At 36.4% G+C, this 18,851-nt stretch carries 18 protein-coding genes and 1 pseudogene; 3 read left to right on the top strand and 16 right to left on the bottom strand.

Features of this window, described 5'->3' with window-relative positions; genetic code table 11:
* Window position 1 precedes the first annotated feature (1 nt).
* The 9 genes from DM447_RS12125 to safA all read right to left on the bottom strand — a co-directional run bounded on the left by DM447_RS12125 (window position 2) and on the right by safA (window position 7,091).
* Window positions 2-202, bottom strand: a complete 201-nt coding sequence (locus tag DM447_RS12125) for a DUF2905 domain-containing protein (RefSeq protein ID WP_112181462.1) — start codon at window positions 200-202, stop codon at window positions 2-4.
* Window positions 199-1,200 carry a Holliday junction branch migration DNA helicase RuvB gene (gene ruvB, locus DM447_RS12130; protein WP_112181463.1) on the bottom strand — a complete coding sequence of 334 codons (1,002 nt, stop codon included), beginning with the start codon at window positions 1,198-1,200 and terminating at the stop codon, window positions 199-201. The genes DM447_RS12125 and ruvB overlap by 4 nt, the downstream gene beginning before the upstream one ends.
* A gap of 12 nt (window positions 1,201-1,212) precedes the next feature.
* Complete coding sequence (gene ruvA, locus DM447_RS12135; protein ID WP_112181464.1) at window positions 1,213-1,824, bottom strand: Holliday junction branch migration protein RuvA; 612 nt, start codon at window positions 1,822-1,824, stop codon at window positions 1,213-1,215.
* Window positions 1,825-2,209: 385 nt separating this feature from the next.
* Complete coding sequence (locus tag DM447_RS12140; RefSeq protein WP_112181465.1) at window positions 2,210-2,773, bottom strand: BofC C-terminal domain-containing protein; 564 nt, start codon at window positions 2,771-2,773, stop codon at window positions 2,210-2,212.
* Between the two features lie 130 nt (window positions 2,774-2,903).
* Window positions 2,904-3,233, bottom strand: a complete 330-nt coding sequence (locus DM447_RS12145; protein ID WP_112181466.1) for a hypothetical protein — start codon at window positions 3,231-3,233, stop codon at window positions 2,904-2,906.
* Window positions 3,234-3,355: 122 nt separating this feature from the next.
* Window positions 3,356-4,084 (bottom strand): YebC/PmpR family DNA-binding transcriptional regulator, encoded by a 729-nt coding sequence (locus DM447_RS12150; RefSeq protein ID WP_112181467.1) that lies wholly within the window; start codon window positions 4,082-4,084, stop codon window positions 3,356-3,358.
* A gap of 152 nt (window positions 4,085-4,236) precedes the next feature.
* Window positions 4,237-4,977 (bottom strand): NAD(+) synthase, encoded by a 741-nt coding sequence (gene nadE, locus DM447_RS12155; protein WP_112181468.1) that lies wholly within the window; start codon window positions 4,975-4,977, stop codon window positions 4,237-4,239.
* A gap of 31 nt (window positions 4,978-5,008) precedes the next feature.
* Window positions 5,009-5,983: an aminoglycoside phosphotransferase family protein gene (locus tag DM447_RS12160; RefSeq protein WP_112181469.1), complete on the bottom strand. Its 975-nt coding sequence runs from the start codon at window positions 5,981-5,983 to the stop codon at window positions 5,009-5,011.
* Window positions 5,964-7,091: a SafA/ExsA family spore coat assembly protein gene (safA, locus tag DM447_RS18695; RefSeq protein WP_112181470.1), complete on the bottom strand. Its 1,128-nt coding sequence runs from the start codon at window positions 7,089-7,091 to the stop codon at window positions 5,964-5,966. Before safA ends, DM447_RS12160 begins: the two co-directional genes overlap by 20 nt.
* A 284-nt stretch (window positions 7,092-7,375) precedes the next feature.
* On the opposite strand from safA, the pseudogene DM447_RS12170 reads away from it, so the two are divergent.
* Window positions 7,376-9,093, top strand: a pseudogene (locus DM447_RS12170) (IS1182 family transposase).
* On the opposite strand, the gene nadA reads toward DM447_RS12170, so the two are convergent.
* Genes nadA through nadB form a run of 3 tightly spaced genes read right to left on the bottom strand, consistent with a single transcriptional unit; the run spans window position 9,067 to window position 12,599 of the window.
* The gene (gene nadA / locus DM447_RS12175; RefSeq protein ID WP_112181471.1) at window positions 9,067-10,170 is read right to left on the bottom strand and encodes a quinolinate synthase NadA; all 1,104 of its coding nucleotides are present in this window, start codon (window positions 10,168-10,170) and stop codon (window positions 9,067-9,069) included. The pseudogene DM447_RS12170 and the gene nadA overlap by 27 nt on opposite strands.
* Before the next feature lie 3 nt (window positions 10,171-10,173).
* Window positions 10,174-11,016 (bottom strand): carboxylating nicotinate-nucleotide diphosphorylase, encoded by an 843-nt coding sequence (gene nadC / locus DM447_RS12180; RefSeq protein WP_112181472.1) that lies wholly within the window; start codon window positions 11,014-11,016, stop codon window positions 10,174-10,176.
* Window positions 11,016-12,599, bottom strand: a complete 1,584-nt coding sequence (gene nadB, locus DM447_RS12185; RefSeq protein WP_112181473.1) for an L-aspartate oxidase — start codon at window positions 12,597-12,599, stop codon at window positions 11,016-11,018. Before nadB ends, nadC begins: the two co-directional genes overlap by 1 nt.
* Before the next feature lie 100 nt (window positions 12,600-12,699).
* On the opposite strand from nadB, the gene DM447_RS12190 reads away from it, so the two are divergent.
* On the top strand, window positions 12,700-13,812 hold the full coding sequence (locus tag DM447_RS12190) for an IscS subfamily cysteine desulfurase (RefSeq protein WP_112181474.1): 1,113 nt from the start codon (window positions 12,700-12,702) through the stop codon (window positions 13,810-13,812).
* Window positions 13,813-13,826: 14 nt separating this feature from the next.
* Window positions 13,827-14,366, top strand: coding sequence for a transcription repressor NadR (locus tag DM447_RS12195; protein ID WP_112181475.1), 540 nt, complete (start codon window positions 13,827-13,829; stop codon window positions 14,364-14,366).
* A gap of 14 nt (window positions 14,367-14,380) precedes the next feature.
* On the opposite strand, the gene DM447_RS12200 is transcribed toward DM447_RS12195, so the two are convergent.
* The 4 genes from DM447_RS12200 to obgE form a co-directional block, all read right to left on the bottom strand.
* Window positions 14,381-15,988, bottom strand: a complete 1,608-nt coding sequence (locus tag DM447_RS12200) for an IS1182 family transposase (protein WP_112181476.1) — start codon at window positions 15,986-15,988, stop codon at window positions 14,381-14,383.
* A gap of 173 nt (window positions 15,989-16,161) precedes the next feature.
* Window positions 16,162-17,037, bottom strand: a complete 876-nt coding sequence (gene pheA / locus DM447_RS12205; RefSeq protein ID WP_112181477.1) for a prephenate dehydratase — start codon at window positions 17,035-17,037, stop codon at window positions 16,162-16,164.
* Between the two features lie 13 nt (window positions 17,038-17,050).
* Window positions 17,051-17,500: an ACT domain-containing protein gene (locus tag DM447_RS12210; RefSeq protein WP_112181478.1), complete on the bottom strand. Its 450-nt coding sequence runs from the start codon at window positions 17,498-17,500 to the stop codon at window positions 17,051-17,053.
* Between the two features lie 62 nt (window positions 17,501-17,562).
* Complete coding sequence (obgE, locus tag DM447_RS12215) at window positions 17,563-18,840, bottom strand: GTPase ObgE (protein WP_112181479.1); 1,278 nt, start codon at window positions 18,838-18,840, stop codon at window positions 17,563-17,565.
* Between the last annotated feature and the right edge of the window lie 11 nt (window positions 18,841-18,851).

The raw sequence follows: 18,851 nt of genomic DNA on the forward strand, positions 1-18,851 counted from the left end.
CTTAACGAAACTTACTAATAATAAATAAAATAACCGATAAAATCACACTTATTATAATAGATGTCATAATCGGAAAGTGAAAAGAAAAGTTCCCTCTCTTAAAGCTAATATCCCCAGGTATTTTACCAATAATCCCAGACAATACACCAACTATAATCAATACAATACCAATAACAATAAGCATTTTTCCGAAATCGGTCAAGGTTTTGGCACCTCTCGATTAACATGCTGATAGGCTTTTGGTGTAGCAAGACGTCCTCTTGGTGTACGTTGAATAAAGCCCATTTGCAGTAAAAATGGTTCATAAACATCTTCAATTGTTTGTGATTCCTCGCCAACTGTTGCGGCTAATGTATCTATGCCAACCGGTCCACCTTGAAAAGAATCAATTATAGCGAGTAGCAGTTTATGATCAATGTGATCTAATCCAGATTGATCGACCTGTAACATCTCTAATGCTTCTTTGGTAATAGCTAAACTAATTGCAGATTCTCCTCGCACTTGAGATATATCTCGCACACGTTTTAACAACCGATTAGCAATACGTGGTGTTCCACGCGATCTTCTTGCAATCTCTACTGCTGACTGTTTTTCAATTGTCACTTCGAAAATAGAGGCAGTACGTTCTACAATTTCACATAAATCATCCGTTTCATAAAATTCTAAGCGACTTAATACACCAAAACGGTCACGCAATGGTGCTGTTAATAGCCCAGCTCGTGTCGTTGCACCTACTAATGTAAATGGTGGTAATTCTAAGCGCACTGAACGAGCAGTAGAACCTGTACCTATCACGATATCTAAACAAAAGTCTTCCATCGCGGGATATAGTATCTCTTCCACAGCACGTGGCAATCGATGAATCTCATCAATAAACAGAACATCTCCTGTTTCCAATGAAGACAATATTGCTGCTAGATCTCCGGCACGCTCAATTGCTGGCCCAGAAGTTGTTCGAAATTGTACACCCATTTCATTTGCAATAATAGAAGCCATTGTCGTTTTTCCTAAACCAGGTGGGCCATATAATAAAACATGATCTAAAGGTTCATTCCGCAAGCGGGCTGCTTCAATAAAAATCGCTAAATTTTCCTTCGCTTTATGTTGTCCAATATACTGCGCCAAGGTGGAGGGACGTAGGCTTAATTCGATGGATGTATCTTCCTCATGTATTTCACTTGAAATCATACGTTCTTCCATTTCCTCACCCCTCTAATTTTGCATAAGTAGTGCTAAACCTTTTCGCACTAATTCATCCGTATTTTTAGAAGCCTCTTCTTTTAACTTAGGGGAAATTTGTTTAATTTCTCGATCAGAGTATCCTAGTGATTTTAATACTTCTACTGTTTCATCTAATGCCTTTATTTGATCTGTTGTAACTTTTACAGTTTTAGCATCCGCTACATTAGCAGATACATCAAATTCTATTGTTAACTTCCCTTTAAGATCTAAAATCATTTGACGAGCCGTCTTTTTTCCTACTCCAGGAAAACTCGTTAAGAATTTTTCATCTTCTTCCTCAATTGCCACAACAAAATCTTGTACACCAGCAGTGGCGACAATTGATAAAGCACCTTTTGGTCCAATTCCTGAAACATTCAATATTCGTGCAAATAATGATTTTTCGTCCACCTTTGAAAATCCATATAAAGTTTGAGCGTCTTCTCTTATGTAGTGGTATGTAAAAATACGTACCTGCTCACCTAACTGATCTTGAAATTTAAAAGGATTTGCACAAATAATTTCATAACCTACTCCATTTGCTTCGACAATAGCAGTCGTTTCAGTCACTGTATCTAGTTTACCATTTATGTACGCAATCATCATCATCTCTCCCTAACATTCTCCAAAAAATCTTTACTCTAGTTTATCACACAATCGTACGTTCGTATAACATCACTTTCAGACATTTGAGCATATTACATTAAACGTTGGATTTTATGAGTTTAGAGTATGTCTATTATAATAGCTTGACACAATTTCAAAAAATTGTTGATTTTCGAAGAACCATAGACTCTGTAGTAACTACCATGTTGATTTGCGCTACAGGCAGTCGCTTTCCGCGGGCAAGTCTTCAGCTAACTTCTATTTTGAATTGTGAGACTTTCTTGTTATACCAAGACTTAAGTGCCTGATTTACATTACGAAAGTTGAGAAAGTAAAAATAAACTAAAAGAAAACAAGCGAAGCATCGATCCGCTTCACTTGTTTAACCTTGGACTTGTTTTGTTGGAGAGAGATCACGATAAACTTCTAAAACTTGATGATAGGTTTCTATGTCTTCAATCTTAATTCCTGTTTCTAATTCTTCTATTTGAAAACTCTCTAATGTGCTTGTATCGATTTGATAAAAAGATTGAATTACTTGCTGATGTACAGGTTCACCCTCAAAAATAGATAGCATTCCTTCTTGTAAACCAAAATAACCATTTGCCTTTAAGTATGGAGAAATATCATCCACTTGCTTTCTAAAAGTCATTTCACCTGATGATTGTTCTACTAGTTGCCAATCTTCATACGATGCCCAAAAGTCTTCCATTGCACCAATAGACTCTTCATGCGTTTCTTCCTCTATTTTACCATCAAGATATTGTTTCTGTAATGTCACTTCTAATACTAGTTGTTCATTAACTTCAGGTTGGCTTGTTGTTGGTGTAACTTCTCTTTCTATTACATCATTAACATCGCTTTGTTCTTTGTTAACACTAACAATTAAAACCACGACTGCTATTACACTAATTAACACGCTTATATAAATTTTTTTTCTATGCATTTGTTTTCACCTCGGTCAATTAAACTTATGCAACGATAGTTTGTCCTATCATTGTTATCTTTGACCAATAGTTAAATTTTTATACTTTCGTGAAAGTATAAAAAACAAAACAAAAATACCGACTAAAGGTTTAGTCGGTATACACTACAAAATCATATTCATCAGGATCAATAATTCGCACTTCAAATATCTCATTTTCTTCTAAAATAATTTCTTCTCCGTTATAGTAACGGATAGCATCATTAAAATCTTCATTATGCATCGCAATAGCATACTTATTGTCATGCAATTTTTTAACTTGATTAAATTTCAATTCTCTTTTTGCACTTTGACTTGCTTTTTGATAGATTACATAGTAATCCTTTTCATCATTAATAAAATGATCTAAATGTTTGAGTGCATCTTGTCTGTCTGTAGTAAATTGATCTTGTAAAGCTTCACTATCATTTATTTCACTCATTGAAGACACCTCATTATGTTTTTTATCATTATATTCTAATTTGCTTGATTTAGAAATGGCTTACTGCCTATTATTTTTAAAATAATCAGAAATATGTCAGACTTTATTATATTTTACCATCTTTATTCTACTAAACCGTTATGATGAATCTCTTGAACATCCTCTAAATCTTCTAATACACTTAGTAACTGTTCCATTGACTCCGAATCTTTCTTACTTAATTCTGTATACGTTTGAGGGAACATTGTTACTTCTGCTGTTTCCAACTCGTACTCCTCTTCCATTAAATTAGCTTTAACTTCTTGAAAATCTTCTACCTCTGTAAAGATTTCATATACTTCTTCATTTGTTTCCATTTCTTCTGCCCCAGCTTCTATAGCAGTAAGAAGCATCGAATCTTCATCAGCATTTGTTGCCGATTTTTCAATCACTATGTATCCTTTTCGTTCAAATAAAAAAGAAACACACCCATTTTCACCTAAATTACCATTATTTTTTGTAAATGCATGGCGAACATCAGCAGCTGCTCTATTTTTATTATCTGTTAACAATTCGACCATTACCGCTACACCACCAGGGCCATATCCTTCATAGATAACTTCCTCGTAATTTGCGCCATCTAACCCACCAGTAGCTTTTTTAATTGCCCGATCAATATTATCATTTGGCATATTGGTTGCCTTTGCTTTATCTATTGCTAACCGCAGGGAAGGATTCATTTCAGGGTCTCCTCCACCTTGCTTTGCTGCGATAAAAATTTCTTTTGCAGCCTTCATAAATATTTTGCCTTTTTTTGCATCTTGAGCGTTTTTACGGCGTTCAATATTCTTCCACTTCGAATGACCTGCCAATTATATAACATCCTTTCCTAAATATACCGTTGATATTAAGTACTTTATATTACTATAACATATCTAGATTTTCCTTTAAAACAGGTAAAAGACTCTTTGTATGTTTCAATTACAAAGAGTCTTTTTTAAAGTAAAAATTCAAGCCTTATCAATTAAAATACTTCTGGTGCTTTAGCCATTTCACGTTTATGCGCTGTTGTACGGTGCATTCGATCAATAATTTCTTTATCCTTTTCAGGAACTTCATTACCTTTGAGATAACTATCAATAGTTGCATAACTTGTGCCCATCTCGTTCTCGTCTGTTTGACCTTCCCATAGACCTGCACTTGGCTGTTTATTGATAATTTCATCTGGTACACCTAAGACTTTAGCTAATTCTCTTACTTCACCTTTCGTTTGATGCACTAGTGGTACTAAATCGACACCACCGTCTCCGAATTTAGTGAAGTAACCAGTATACCATTCGGCAGCATTGTCTGTACCGACAACTAAGTACTGATGATTTGCTGCTAATGCATACAATGTACTCATACGTAAACGCGCACGTAGATTAGCATCTGCCAATTGCTTTTGATCAGGATTTAATGTACCAGCCTGTGTCAATTGGCTATTAATTTCAGTTAGCATAGTATCATGTGTGTTAGTTAAATCAATTGTTACATTGTCTATTCCAGCAGCTTCTACTACTTTATTTGCATGTACCAGGTCTTCAGGATTACTTTTACATGGCATCATAACACCTAAAGAAGCCTCAGGAGCAGCACGCTTAATCAGGTTTGCAACAACTGCTGAATCAATTCCCCCACTCACACCGACTATTAAACCTTTTACGCCAGTTTCTTTGATTTGATCTTGTAACCATTTAACGAGTTTTTCTGCTGTTTCTTGCATCTTTGATTATCCCCTTCCACTATCATTACTATTATTTTAGCATGGTATCTACTTGGTCGACAAACTTTTTCCGCTCCTGCCAACTCATTGAAAACTGCTCTATATATGCCTTTATCTCTGCTTCAGTATGAGGTCTTGTCATATAATACCACCATTCACGTATTAAATCAGTTGGAACAGTTACACCAATTAACAACAAACGCCATTCTTTTAGCGAGTAGGTGTGTATGTATGTGTATAATTGATCAAGACTGTGATCTATATACGGTAAGAAACGCTGGCATAACTGGATATAATCATATAATGGTGGAGCGGACGCCAACAAATCAAAATCTATCATGTATATTCTATTTCTATTATCTCTCAAAAAATTGTGAGAAGCAACATCACCATGATTCCAAGTTAAAAGCGATGCATCATTCGATTCAAGTTTCGGTATATTTTCTAAATGATACAGATCGATCCGTTCTAACATTACTTTTTCTACTTCACTATACAATGAAGCATTTCCAGTATTAATTAATGCCTGTTTAGTTTGACGCCACTTTTCTAATCGTCTGAACCATTTCCCGATTATTTTAGTAGACTTAAGTTCAGTATCCATACGTATCCCTCTGGTAACTTCATGAAAATCGGATAATGTCTCTAGTGCCGCTTGTCGATCTATTTCTTCATGATAATCTAGTTTTTTAGCATGCAGATAAGGTTGCATCGCCCAGTAATACCCAAATCCTTCTAAAAAAAGTCTTTTATTCGGAAATGCAATAAACTTAGTAATAAAGGATTGACTCACTTTCGAAAAAAAATCCCATTGTTTATCGATGATAGAAAATTGTTTGTATCCTTTTATAATATATAGTTGATTCGTTTCTGTCTTTATTTTAAATATTGGATACTTAATGATCTTTATAGAAATTATTTTTAAATCACCCTCTTCTAGTAAAAAAGAAGCGAGACGACTCTTTGCTGAATCGTCTCGTTTACTACTATTCAATTCCCTCATCATCTTCAGTCATCCGATAAGGATAAGGTGAACCCATCTGTGGCATCGGTTGAAATGGCATATTATAGTCCATTTGTGGTTGCATCATTCCTGGTGCGCCTTGTTGTGTTGGATAAAATGGTTGATCCATTGCATTTTCAACACCTGTTGGCATCTGCATACCTGGTTGCAATCCTTGTGGCATTTGCATACCCGGTTGTGTCCCTTGGGGCATACCTTGTTGCATTCCATTCGGAGGTGGCGTTTGGTTATATCCATTAGGCGTCATATTATACTGAGGCATCGGAGCATTACCTTGTTGCTCACCTGAATAAATGCCTGGGTTCGTATTCCACTGGCCGCCATTTTGTTGCATTAATGGCATGGTTTGTTGATTCATATACTGGTTTGGCATAGGTGGCATTTCTATGCTGGATGATTCCATTTCATCACCCATGTCATATCCTTGATAAACAGGTGGCTGACCATGTATTAAACTTTGTGGTGATTGAAATTGGTGACACGGATCCATTGGAACAGGAGCAAAACTTGGCATCTGTTGTTGTGGGTATTGCATCGGCATCTGCTGCATCGGTGGCATACACGGCATACATGGCTGCTGCATCATATGATGAGATGGTTGCATTGGTTGTGGCATTTGCTGTTGAATTGGTTGCTGAATTGGTTGTGGTTGTGGCTGCGTTTGGTGTTCCGTATATTGGAAGTTATGTTGATTAATTTCCGTATCGTTATCCTCAATATCTACATCAATATTATAATTAGTTGAATAAAAATCAGGTAAATTTGGTAACTGAATTGGTTGTGGCACAGGCATTGGCTCAGCCTTTACTGGCATCTGTTTTTTTACTGGCGTTGTTTTTTTTGTATCATCTTCGTACATAACTGGTTGGGCTTTCTTTGACACATCTTTGTATGGATGCATCGTTTTGTCATTTACCGGTTGTTTTTGAACTTGTTTTGTTGAAGTAGGTATTTTAATTTTCATACCTGGCATAATCTGATTTGGATCTGCTAGTTGTGCATTCAATTGCTTCACTTCTTCAAAGTTAACCCCATATTTCTGTGCAAGATTCCATAACGTATCACCTTTTTGTACAATATGAATTTTCAACAGTGAAAACTCCTTCCTATATTTTAGCACTTAGTGAATTAGGCATATCACATTATAATTCATTATCAACATATGCGATTCACCTAGAAAGTTGATAATAAATTAAAATAAAATTAAAAAAACGAGGCTGGGACAAAACCCAGATAAACAATAAAAAGTTGCACCTTTCCAAATTTATGGTTGGAGGGTGCAACTTTTTATAAAATCGAAAATTTTAGTAAGTAAAAAAGGATACCTTCTGATAAAATTAAAGTGACGAAACAATAACTATCGGAAGTATCCTTATGTTTAAAGATTATAACATGAATCAAGTAATTTTGCCGTTAGATTTTGAAATGAAATTACAAAAAAATGATATTGCCTATACGATCCATGACTTAGTAGAACAAATACCTGATAAAGCATTTTCTGTTTTCTTACATGAAACAGGTTGTCCTGCTTATCATCCACGCATGATGATGAAGGTTATTTTATGTGCTTACACGCAATCTGTTTTCTCTGGAAGAAAAATTGAATCATTACTGAAAGATAGTGTACGTATGATGTGGTTAGCGCAAGGTTATGAGCCAAGCTATCGAACGATTAATCGTTTTCGAGTCAATGAAGAAGTACAAGAACTGTTACGCCAATGTTTTGTACAATTTCGATGCCAGCTGGTGAAAGAAGAACTGATTGATGAAGAAGCGATCTTTATTGATGGCACCAAAATAGAAGCAAATGCCAATAAATTTACGTTTGTTTGGCGAAAAGCGATTGAAAAATACAGTGCGAATTTGGTGGAGAAATCAAATCAACTGTACGATGAATTATTGGCAAACGAAATTATTCCAGAAATAGAACGCGAAAGTACGGAAGAACTATCCACTAAAGAACTCGAAAAAGTAGTTGAGAAACTAGAGAAGACCGTTGAAGGATACGACAAACAGATCGAAGAAAGTAAAGATGCCAGCAAACGGAAGCAGCTTCGCTCTGCAAGGAAAACACCAAAAAAATACCGCAAACAGTTTAAAGATTACGTAGCACGCAAACAAAAATACGAAAAGGAGGGCTTATATTTGAAGCGCGCAATAGTTATTCAAAGACAGACCATGATGCCACCTTTATGCGCATGAAAGACGATTATATGAATAATGGCCAATTAAAAGCAGGTTACAATGTACAAATTGCGACCGAAGGACAATATACACTCGCATATGACGTATTTCCCAATCCAACTGATGTACGCACATTCACTCCTTTTCTAGATAAAATCGAGGAAAGCTTCTTTGAGCTTCCTAAATATATCGTCGCTGATGCAGGTTATGGAAGTGAACAAAATTACGATGATGTCCTAATTAATCGGGAGCGCATTCCACTAATTACATACAATATGTATCGAAAAGAGAAGACAAAGAAATATAAGCAAGATCCTTTTAACACAAAGAACTCGGAGTATGATGAAGCGACTGATTCCTTCCTCTGTCCAAATGACAAAAAAGTAATGTTCCAGTATCTTTCCAACCGGATAGGTAAAGACAACTTCACTCGAGAGTTTAGAGTCTATGAATGTGAAGATTGTTCGGATTGTCCATTACGCTCACAATGTACAAAAGCAAAGGAAGGAAATAATCGAAAGATATATTACAACGAAAAATGGGAACAACAAAAAGCATACACAAAACAACAACTTTCAGAAAAAGAAACCGGTAAAATCTATGGTAAACGAAAAATAGATGTGGAACCAGTCTTCGGATTTTTGAAGGCTAATTTGCGTTTTACTCGCATGTCGGTAAGAGGCAAAAAGAAAGTAGAAAATGAATTAGGATTCGCGTTCATGGCGGTGAACTTGAGGAAGTACACCGCTAAACATGCGAATGGTACAACAACGCCTGAATATAATCTAACAAAAAAAGGTTCCGACCATCTTTCTATGATGATTGGAACCTTTTTTCGTTATTTTTGGCTAGTTATGTCCCAGCCTCGTTTTACATGCCTATCAGGCATGACTAAGCATTTGTGCTAAAGCACTTTTTGCTGCTCGTGTTGTTTCATAATCTACAATAATTTGATTAGTAAACTCACCTTTTTCCACGGATTCAAGCGCCCATAACAGATGTGGTAAATCAATTCGATTCATTGTTAAACAAGGGCACATAAAAGGATTTAATGAGGTAATATCCTTATCTGGATTATCCTTTATTAATCGCTTTACTAAGTTCATTTCTGTTCCAATTGCCCATTTACTCTGTGGCAAGGAATTTGTTATCTTGTCGATAATGTATTTTGTCGATCCAGCATAATCAGCCGCTTGTACAACTTCCCAACTACATTCCGGGTGGACAAGTATTTTTCGTTCAGCATCGGTTTCTCTACTATTTTTGACATTTGTAAGAGTAAAGTTTTCATGAACAGAACAATGTCCCTTCCATAAAATCACTCTAATCTGTGTGAAATCACCACCATATTCAAGTTGATTACTAATCGGATTCCAAATAGCCATCGCATCTAATGGTACTCCTAAATCAAAAGCAGTATTTCGACCTAAATGTTGGTCAGGTAAAAATAATATTCGTTCTTTTTGATTAAAGGCCCACTCCACCATTTTTGTAGCATTTGATGAGGTAACTGTCGCACCACTATTTTTACCGACAAATGCTTTTATAGCAGCGGTGGAATTCACATATGTTAACGGTACAATTGTATTGCCAAACGTCTGTTGCAAAGATGCCCAACAGTTCTCTGTTTGATCAATATTAGCCATATCTGCCATTGAACAACCTGCACGCATATCAGGTAGAATTACTTTTTGGTGATGATTCGTTAACATATCCGCTGTCTCAGCCATAAAATGCACACCACAAAAAACAATATATTCTGCTTTTGTATTTGCTTGAGCAAGCTGTGCAAGTTGTAGTGAATCACCAGTTACATCTGCAAATTGAATTACTTCGTCTTTCTGATAATGATGTCCAGGTATAAATAGCCGATCTCCCATTTGGTCTTTGATACGCTTTACTTCCTTAACCATCTCTTCATTTGTTAGCCTTTTATATTTTTCAGGAAGCTGATATGATTCTTTTAAAAAGTCAAGTACTTGCATGCTTTATTCCCCCTTTGATTGAATATCCATGCTAATGTCAACTGCTCGTGCTGAATGTGTGATAAAACCTAAAGAAATATAATCAATCCCCGTATCGCGGAAACGCGCAATTGTATCAAGCGTAATATTTCCTGAGGCTTCTGTTACGATATTGTCTGGAACAATTTTCAATCCTTCTATAATTTCTTCTGGTGATTGATTATCAAACATAATGATATCTGCTTCAACTCTCACCGCTTCTTTTACTTGTGTAATTGATTCGGTCTCTACTTCAATTTTCACCATGTGTCCAAGTTTACTTTTCACTTGTTTAACTGCATTTTCAATCGATCCATATAAAGCAATGTGATTATCTTTAATCATTACACCATCATATAATCCAAAACGATGATTATATCCACCACCACAAGTCACAGCGTATTTCTCAAACATTCTTAATCCTGGTGTTGTTTTTCTTGTATCTATTATTTTGGTATGTGTACTATCTAATTGTTTAATAGCTTGATTAGTGAGTGTGGCTATACCGCTCATTCGTTGTAATAAATTTAATACGACCCGTTCTCCTGTCAATATCGTGCTCATTTTTCCTGTTACCTCTGCAATACGATCACCTTTTTTAAACCAATCACCATCATGCTTATGTTGGATAACTTTTACATCATCATCAATTAGTTGATAGGCCATTTTAATTAAATCTACTCCAGCTAAAACACCTGCATCTTTAGCTATTATCCATGCTTGTGCTTTTTCATCTCCTGAAAACAGAAGTCGACTTGTCAGGTCACGCTCTCCTATATCTTCTAATAAAAATTCTTTTAACCTTTCTTTCGCTTTTAATTCGTTCATCATTCTCCTCCAGTTATTGCTTGATGCAAATCTTTCTCCTTATATCGTTGAATATGTTTATCATTCCAACACTTTCTGCTTTTTGGAAAGTCCATCCGGTAATGCGCTCCACGACTTTCATTCCGAGTCAAAGCAGAAGAGACTAATAGCCAACTTGCTGTTACTTGATTAAAGAGCGCTTTTTGATGTGGTGGTACATCTGCAATCGATTTGTAAATAATAAAACTCTCCAACCAATCTTTTGCTAAATTTAATCCTTGATAGTCACGATGAATACCCGCATATCTCGTCATTAATTGTTTTATATCTGCTAGCTTAGGTAAAATTATCTCTCGAAGTTGCTTTACATCAATATTTTTTTTGTCTTTCCTATGATGTTGCGTCCTATTTGGTAATCTCGAAATATGTCTTGCTACTTGATGACCATAAACAAGACCTTCTAATAATGAGTTACTTGCTAAGCGATTCGCACCATGAACACCAGTACAAGCTACTTCACCAACCGCATATAAGCGGTCTATAGAGGTTCTTCCTTGTTGATCGGTTTTAATGCCACCCATCGAAAAATGCATACCTGGTGCAACAGGTAGTAAACCTCTTCCGATATCTACGTTCGCTTTTTCACATAAATATGTAATCGACGGAAATCGAGTACGAAAATCTTTTATCTGTGAAATATCTAGAAAGACAGCCTTGCCACTGTTTCGTATTGTTTGAATTGTGCGGGCTACAATGTCACGTGGAGCCAAATCAAGAAGTGGATGTACATCTTCCATTATAAAATCTCCATTTGCTGTAACTAACCTTGCTCCCTCACCTCTTACTGCTTCTGAAATTAATCCAAAGCTCTGATCATCTTTCCACAATAATGTAGGGTGAAATTGTACAAATTCAAGATCTGTCAATACAGCACCTGCTTGATATGCTAACCCTAGACCTTCTCCTAACATACTCGGATGATTAGAAGTTACATCAAATAGGCCTCCACACCCTCCCGTAGCTAGCACAACATCTTCAGCATATATAGCTGATACAGTACCTTCCTCATCGATAACCTGGACACCAATACATGTCCTGCCTTCTATGATTAATTCAATAACCGTCAGATTTGTAATTATTTCAATAGCAGTTGTAATACGTTGATGCAAAAAGGTAATCAGTGCTTTTCCTGTTGCGTCTCCACCTGCATGTAAAATACGTCGATGACTATGCGCACCCTCTTTACCAAGTGACAGCGATTTATTTGCATCATAATCAAAAGGAAAACCTTCATCAGCAAGTTTTTGTATATAGCTTGATCCTTTTCTCACTAAAAGTTCAACTGCTTCTTCATTATTTAAGCTATATCCAGCTTTGATTGTATCTTGTACATGTAACTGCCAACTATCTTCCCGATCAACTACAGCAGCAATTCCCCCTTGTGCACGAATTGTATTGTTATCTGTAAGACTTCCTTTTGTAAGAAGCAATACGCGTTTTTCTTTTGCTAATTGAAGTGCTGCAGTGCAAGCCGCTATCCCACTTCCAATTATTAGTACGCGATCTTTTTCGATTATATGTGCACCCCTTTCACTAAAAATCATATCTGTCTTTACACCTATCTTTACATATTTATTTACAGATGACAATACTTATTTTACAATGAATAAGAACAACAATTATGTTCGAGAGGAATAACGCCTGATGATTGATTTAGATAACGCTGCTACAACGCCAATAAGCATGCATGCATTAGAGGTTTATCAACAAGTTGCCGTCCAATGTTATGGGAATTCAAATAGTTTACATGATATCGGATCATCCGCTGCAGATGTCTTACAATTTAGTCAAAGTAAAATGGCAACTATTCTACAAGCACCTTCTAGTGGTATATACTTTACGCGCGGAGGAACTGATGCAAACCAACTTGCAATAAAATTATTACTACGTTCCACTGAAAAACAAGGGAAGCATATTATTACAACTGCATTTGAGCATACGTCCATCATTAACTATTTAAAAGATTTACAGAAGTATGACGATTATCAGATAACCTATTTGCCAACTAATCAAAATGGTGAAGTTGAACTAAAGACATTAAAAACTCTTATTAGGAAGGATACTGTTCTCGTCATCGTTCAACATGTAAATGCTGAAATTGGCAGCATCCAGCCTATTGAAGAGATTGGGGCATGGTTAAAAACACAACATATACTGTTTCATAGTGATGGTGTCCAAGCATTTGGAAAAATAACTGTTCATATAAAAGATCTTGAAGTGGATAGTTATGCTGTTTCTAGTCATAAAGTACACGGACCAAAAGGAGTAGGAGCCTTGTATGTAAATCCATCTCTCTCAGACCATAGATCTGTCCTGCATACAGGAACAATGGATATCCCCGCCATTGCAGCATTTGTTACAGCAGCAAATGAAACAGTATCAACTATTCAACAAGAGGTACATCGTATTAAAAATCTTCGTGATGATTTTGTCAGTGAGTTAAATAAAAGGGGTTTCCCGTTACAGTCTTTCACCAGTCCAAGACAACTGCCACATATCGTTGGAATTCTTTTTGACACAATACCTGGGGACTATGCTATGTTAGCCTTTAACCAAGCTGGTATTGCTATCTCAACCGGAAGTGCTTGTAGTGTTGGAAGCCAGGAGCCTTCACGAATGATGCGCGCAATTGGTATACCTACTCAAGAATCAAAGCACTTTGTTCGATTCTCCTTCGGTAGTACTACTAAACAAAATGATCTAGAAAAAGCGATAAATGTATGCGAAAATATAGTAAAGCAATGGGGTAGTGTATAGAAGGGAATTTTACAATGGATCAAGCAAAAAAAATGATTGGATCTGAACGAAGAGTAGCTATATTAAACTGGTTAAAAGAAAGTATAGAGGCACTAACAGGAAGTGAGTTAGCGGAAAAAGCAGGAGTAAGTCGACAAGTTATTGTCCAAGATATTTCTTTATTAAAAGCAAAGAATGAACCGATTATGGCTACTAGCCAAGGATATATTTATTTAGTTGGAGAGCCTCAAAACAAAGTTTTTAAACGGATTATAGCTTGTGAACATGGACCAGAACAAACACAAGAAGAACTAGAATGTATCGTAGACCAAGGTGCAACAGTAAGCAATGTTATTATCGAACACCCAGTATACGGTGACTTGAAAGCCTCTATTATGGTAAGTAATAGAAGTGAAGTTGCACAATTTTTAGATAAAATAAAAGCAACAAATGCACCTTATTTATTGAATCTAACTAACGGGGTTCATTTGCATACAATTGAGGCAGATCAAGAAGAAAAATTAGATGCCGCCTATCAAAAGTTAAAAACTTTAGGAATCGTTATCGAAAGCTAACATTTCTGCACTTCTCATAAAAACAACGAGGCTGGGACATAACTAGCCAAAATAACGAAAAAGATTCCGATCATCTTAGGAAGATGGTCGGAATCTTTTTTTGTTGGATTATTTTCAGGATTTGTTGCACCATGCGCATGCTTAGCCGTGTACTTTCTCAAGTTCACCGCCATGAATGCAAATCCTAATTCATTTTCCACTTTCTTCTTGCCTCTTACTGACATACGAGTGAAACGCAAATTAGCCTTCAAAAATCCGAAGACTGGTTCTACATCTATTTTTCGTTTGCCATAAATTTTACCGGTTTCTTTTTCTGAAAGCTGCTGTTTTGTGTATGCTTTTTGTTGTTCCCATTTTTCATTATAATAAATTTTTCGATTATTTCCTTCCTTTGCTTTTGTACAGTGGGAACGCAACGGACAATCCGAACAGTCTTCACATTCATAGACTTTAAAGGATCGGGTGAAGTTATCTTTACCTGTTCGATTAGATAGATACTGGAAAGCCACTTTTTTATCATTTGGACAACGGAAAGAATCACTCGCTTCATCATACGCCCAGTTCATTGTGTTAAAAGGGTCTTGCTTATATTTCTTTGTCTTCTCTTTTCGATACATATTGTATGTAATCAGCGGGATGCGCTCCCGATTAATGCGGACATCTTCATAATTCTGTTCACTTCCATACCCTGCATCAGCTACGATATATGTGGGAAGTTCAAAGAAGCTTTCCTCGATTTTATCTAGAAAAGGAGTGAATGTGCGTACATCAGTTGGATTGGGAAATACGTCATATGCGAGTGTATATTGTCCTTCGGTCGCAATTTGTACATTGTAACCTGCTTTTAATTGGCCATTCTTCATATAATCGTCTTTCATGCGCATAAAGGTGGCATCATGGTCTGTCTTTGAATAACTATTGCGCGCTTCAAATATAAGCCTATCCTTTTCGTATTTTTGTTTGCGTGCTACGTAATCTTTAAACTGTTTGCGGTATTTTTTTGGTGTTTTCCTTGCAGAGCGAAGCTGCTTCCGTTTGCTGACATCTTTACTTTCTTCGATCTGTTTGTCGTATCCTTCAACGGTCTTCTCTAGTTTCTCAACTACTTTTTCGAGTTCTTTAGTGGATAGTTCTTCCGTACTTTCGCGTTCTATTTCTGGAATAATTTCGTTTGCCAATAATTCATCGTACAGTTGATTTGATTTCTCCACCAAATTCGCACTGTATTTTTCAATCGCTTTTCGCCAAACAAACGTAAATTTGTTGGCATTTGCTTCTATTTTGGTGCCATCAATAAAGATCGCTTCCTGGTCAATCAGCTCTTCTTTCACCAGTTGGCATCGAAATTGTACAAAACATTGGCGTAACAGTTCTTGTACTTCTTGATTGACTCGAAAACGATTAATCGTTCGATAGCTTGGCTCATAACCTTGCGCTAACCACATCATACGTACACTATCTTTCAGTAATGATTCAATTTTTCTTCCAGAGAAAACAGAAAATGCTTTATCAGGTATTTGTTCTACTAAGTCATGGATCGTATAGGCAATATCATTTTTTTGTAATTTTATTTCAAAATCTAACGGCAAAATTACTTGATTCATGTTATAATCTTTAAACATAAGGATACCTCCGATTGTTATTGTGTGGTACTTTAATTTTATCAGAAGGTATCCTTTTTTACTTACTAAAATTTTCGATTTTATAAAAAAGTTGCATCTTCCAACTACCGTTGGAAGATGCAACTTTTTATTGTTTATCTGAGTTTTGTCCCAGCCTCGTTGTTTTTTATTTATTATTTTAATGTATCATCATATAAGAAATATGGATAGCTTCCTAATACTTCAGCTGAACAACCTAAGGCTTCCATCTCAGCAATTGTATTCGGGATAAGAATGTCGTCCATCTTTTTTTCTACATCTACTAAAAAGTAATAGTTTCCCAAACCTGTCTTCATTGGCCGGGACTCTATCTTAGACAAATTAATTTTTCGCCAAGCAAATGCCGACAATACTTGATGAAGTGCTCCAGGATGGTCTGTTGGTAAAGAAATCATTAAAGTTGTCTTATACCCTTTTAATGTAAGATTTTCTGAATGCCATTCCTTATCATTTTTATGTAACACAACAAATCGCGTATGATTATTTTCAAAATCATGAATGTTTGCTTGAACAATTTTCAGACCATACTCTTTGGCTGCAAGTTCATTGGCTATAGCCCCAATTTTTAAGTCAGGGTTCTCGCTAACAAATTTTGCAGCCGCTCCAGTTGAAGTATACGTTTCTGCATTTACATGTTTCATACCATTGTGAAGAAATCGATGACATTGTGCAAGTGCATGTGGATGTGAATAGATAGTAGTTATAGATTTCCAATCTTCCTGATGATCTGGATGGACCATTAGGTGTTGCTTAATTGGAACAACAATTTCACTAACAATCTTGAGAGATTTGTATTGAATAAGATAGTCTAAAGTTACGTTAACTGTTCCCTCAAGTGCATTTTCTAATGGTAGGACACCATACGTAACATGACCATACTTTACCGCATCAATGCACTCCGGAATCGTTAGATAGCTCACTTTTTCATCCGTATTAAATAGCGCATCTACAGCAGTCTTAGTAAACGTCCCTTTAGGACCTAAATAACCAATCTTTGTTGACACAATCATTTCCCCCAGTTCCCTATGCACCCGACCCTAAGATTTCTACTTTATCAATAAATTCGAGTTGTTGTAATTGCTCCAATAAATCCTCAATACCTATCTCTAGGCTTTCCGTATTAAGTGAGATAGTTACATTAGCCTTTCCTTGAATTGGAATGGTTTGATGGATCGTTAATATATTCCCACCCACTCCAGAAACAGTAGTTAAAAGATTGGACAACGTTCCTGCACGATCTTCTAAATGAAAAGATAATGTTATAATTCGTTCCTCAAGCATTGCCTGAAAAGGATAAACAGCATCTCGATACTTATAGAATGCACTTCTTGAAATACCCACCTGCTTCACTGCTTCAAAAACAGATTCTACCTTTCCACGTTCAATTAATTCTTTTGCTTCTAATGTTTTACGCATTGACTCTGGAAGAAAATCACCTCTAATTAAGTAAAACTTCCCCTCATTCTCCACCATTTAAAACAATCCCCTTTTTGAAGAACTACGAGTAGATAGTAGGATTAATGCATTTGTAATGATTATTCTACAAACTCAAATGTGTAATCTAACAATCGAACGGTATCACCATTCTCTGCTCCTTTTTTCCTTAACGCCTCATCTACACCCATACCACGTAACTGACGAGCAAAACGCTGTACAGATTCGTCGCGATTTAAATCGGTCATCTTAAATAATTTTTCGATTTTCTCACCATATAATACATAAGCACCATCTGGATCACGTGTGATTTGAAAGGCAGGTGCCTCTTCTTTGAAACGATAGACAATGTGTTCTGGCGCGTCTTCTACAGCAACAGTTTTTGGTACTTCTGCCAACTTATCTGCAATAGCAAATAAAAGTTCACGTATACCCTTACGTGTAAGTGTGGAGATCGGATAAATCGGATGTTCATCACCCATTTTTCCTTTGAAAATCTCTAAATTTTCTTCCGCTTCATATACATCCATCTTATTTGCCACAATAATTTGCGGTCGTTCTAATATAGCTGGATCATATGCACGTAATTCTTTTTTAATCGTCTCAAGATCTTCAAAAGGATCTCTACCTTCTGTTGATGCCATATCGAGGACGTGAATGACTACACGCGTTCTTTCAACATGTCGTAAGAATTGATGACCTAGTCCAACACCTTCATGCGCGCCTTCAATTAAACCTGGTAAGTCAGCCATAACAAATCCGCGCTGATCTTCCGTTTCAACTACACCTAGATTAGGTGCTAATGTTGTAAAATGATAATCTGCAATTTTGGGTTTTGCTGCACTTACAACGGATAATAAAGTTGATTTACCAACACTTGGAAATCCAACAAGACCAACATCCGCTATTAGTTTGAGCTCAAGTGTGATATCACGTTCTATACCAGGTTCGCCCTTTTCAGCTATTTCAGGAGCAGGGTTTTTCGGCGTCGCAAAACGAATATTCCCACGTCCACCACGTCCACCTTTAGCAATAACACCACGCTGACCATGTTCCACTAAGTCAGCTAGAACTTCACCAGTTGCATCATCTCGAACAGTTGTCCCAGGTGGAACCGCTAATATCATAGCGGATGAGTTTTTACCGTGCTGTCCCTTACTCATACCATTTTCTCCACGTTTTGCTTTGAAATGTCGTTGATAACGAAAATCCATTAACGTGTTTAATCCTTCATCTACTTCAAATATAATATCGGCGCCGTTACCACCATCTCCACCAGCAGGGCCACCCATTGGTACATATATCTCACGACGAAATGATACTAAACCATCTCCGCCATCTCCAGCCTTAACATAAACTTTTACCTGATCGACAAACATCCTGTCACCTC

This window comes from Paraliobacillus zengyii, assembly GCF_003268595.1.
In the GTDB taxonomy this organism is placed as follows: Bacteria; Bacillota; Bacilli; order Bacillales; family Amphibacillaceae; genus Paraliobacillus_A; species Paraliobacillus_A zengyii.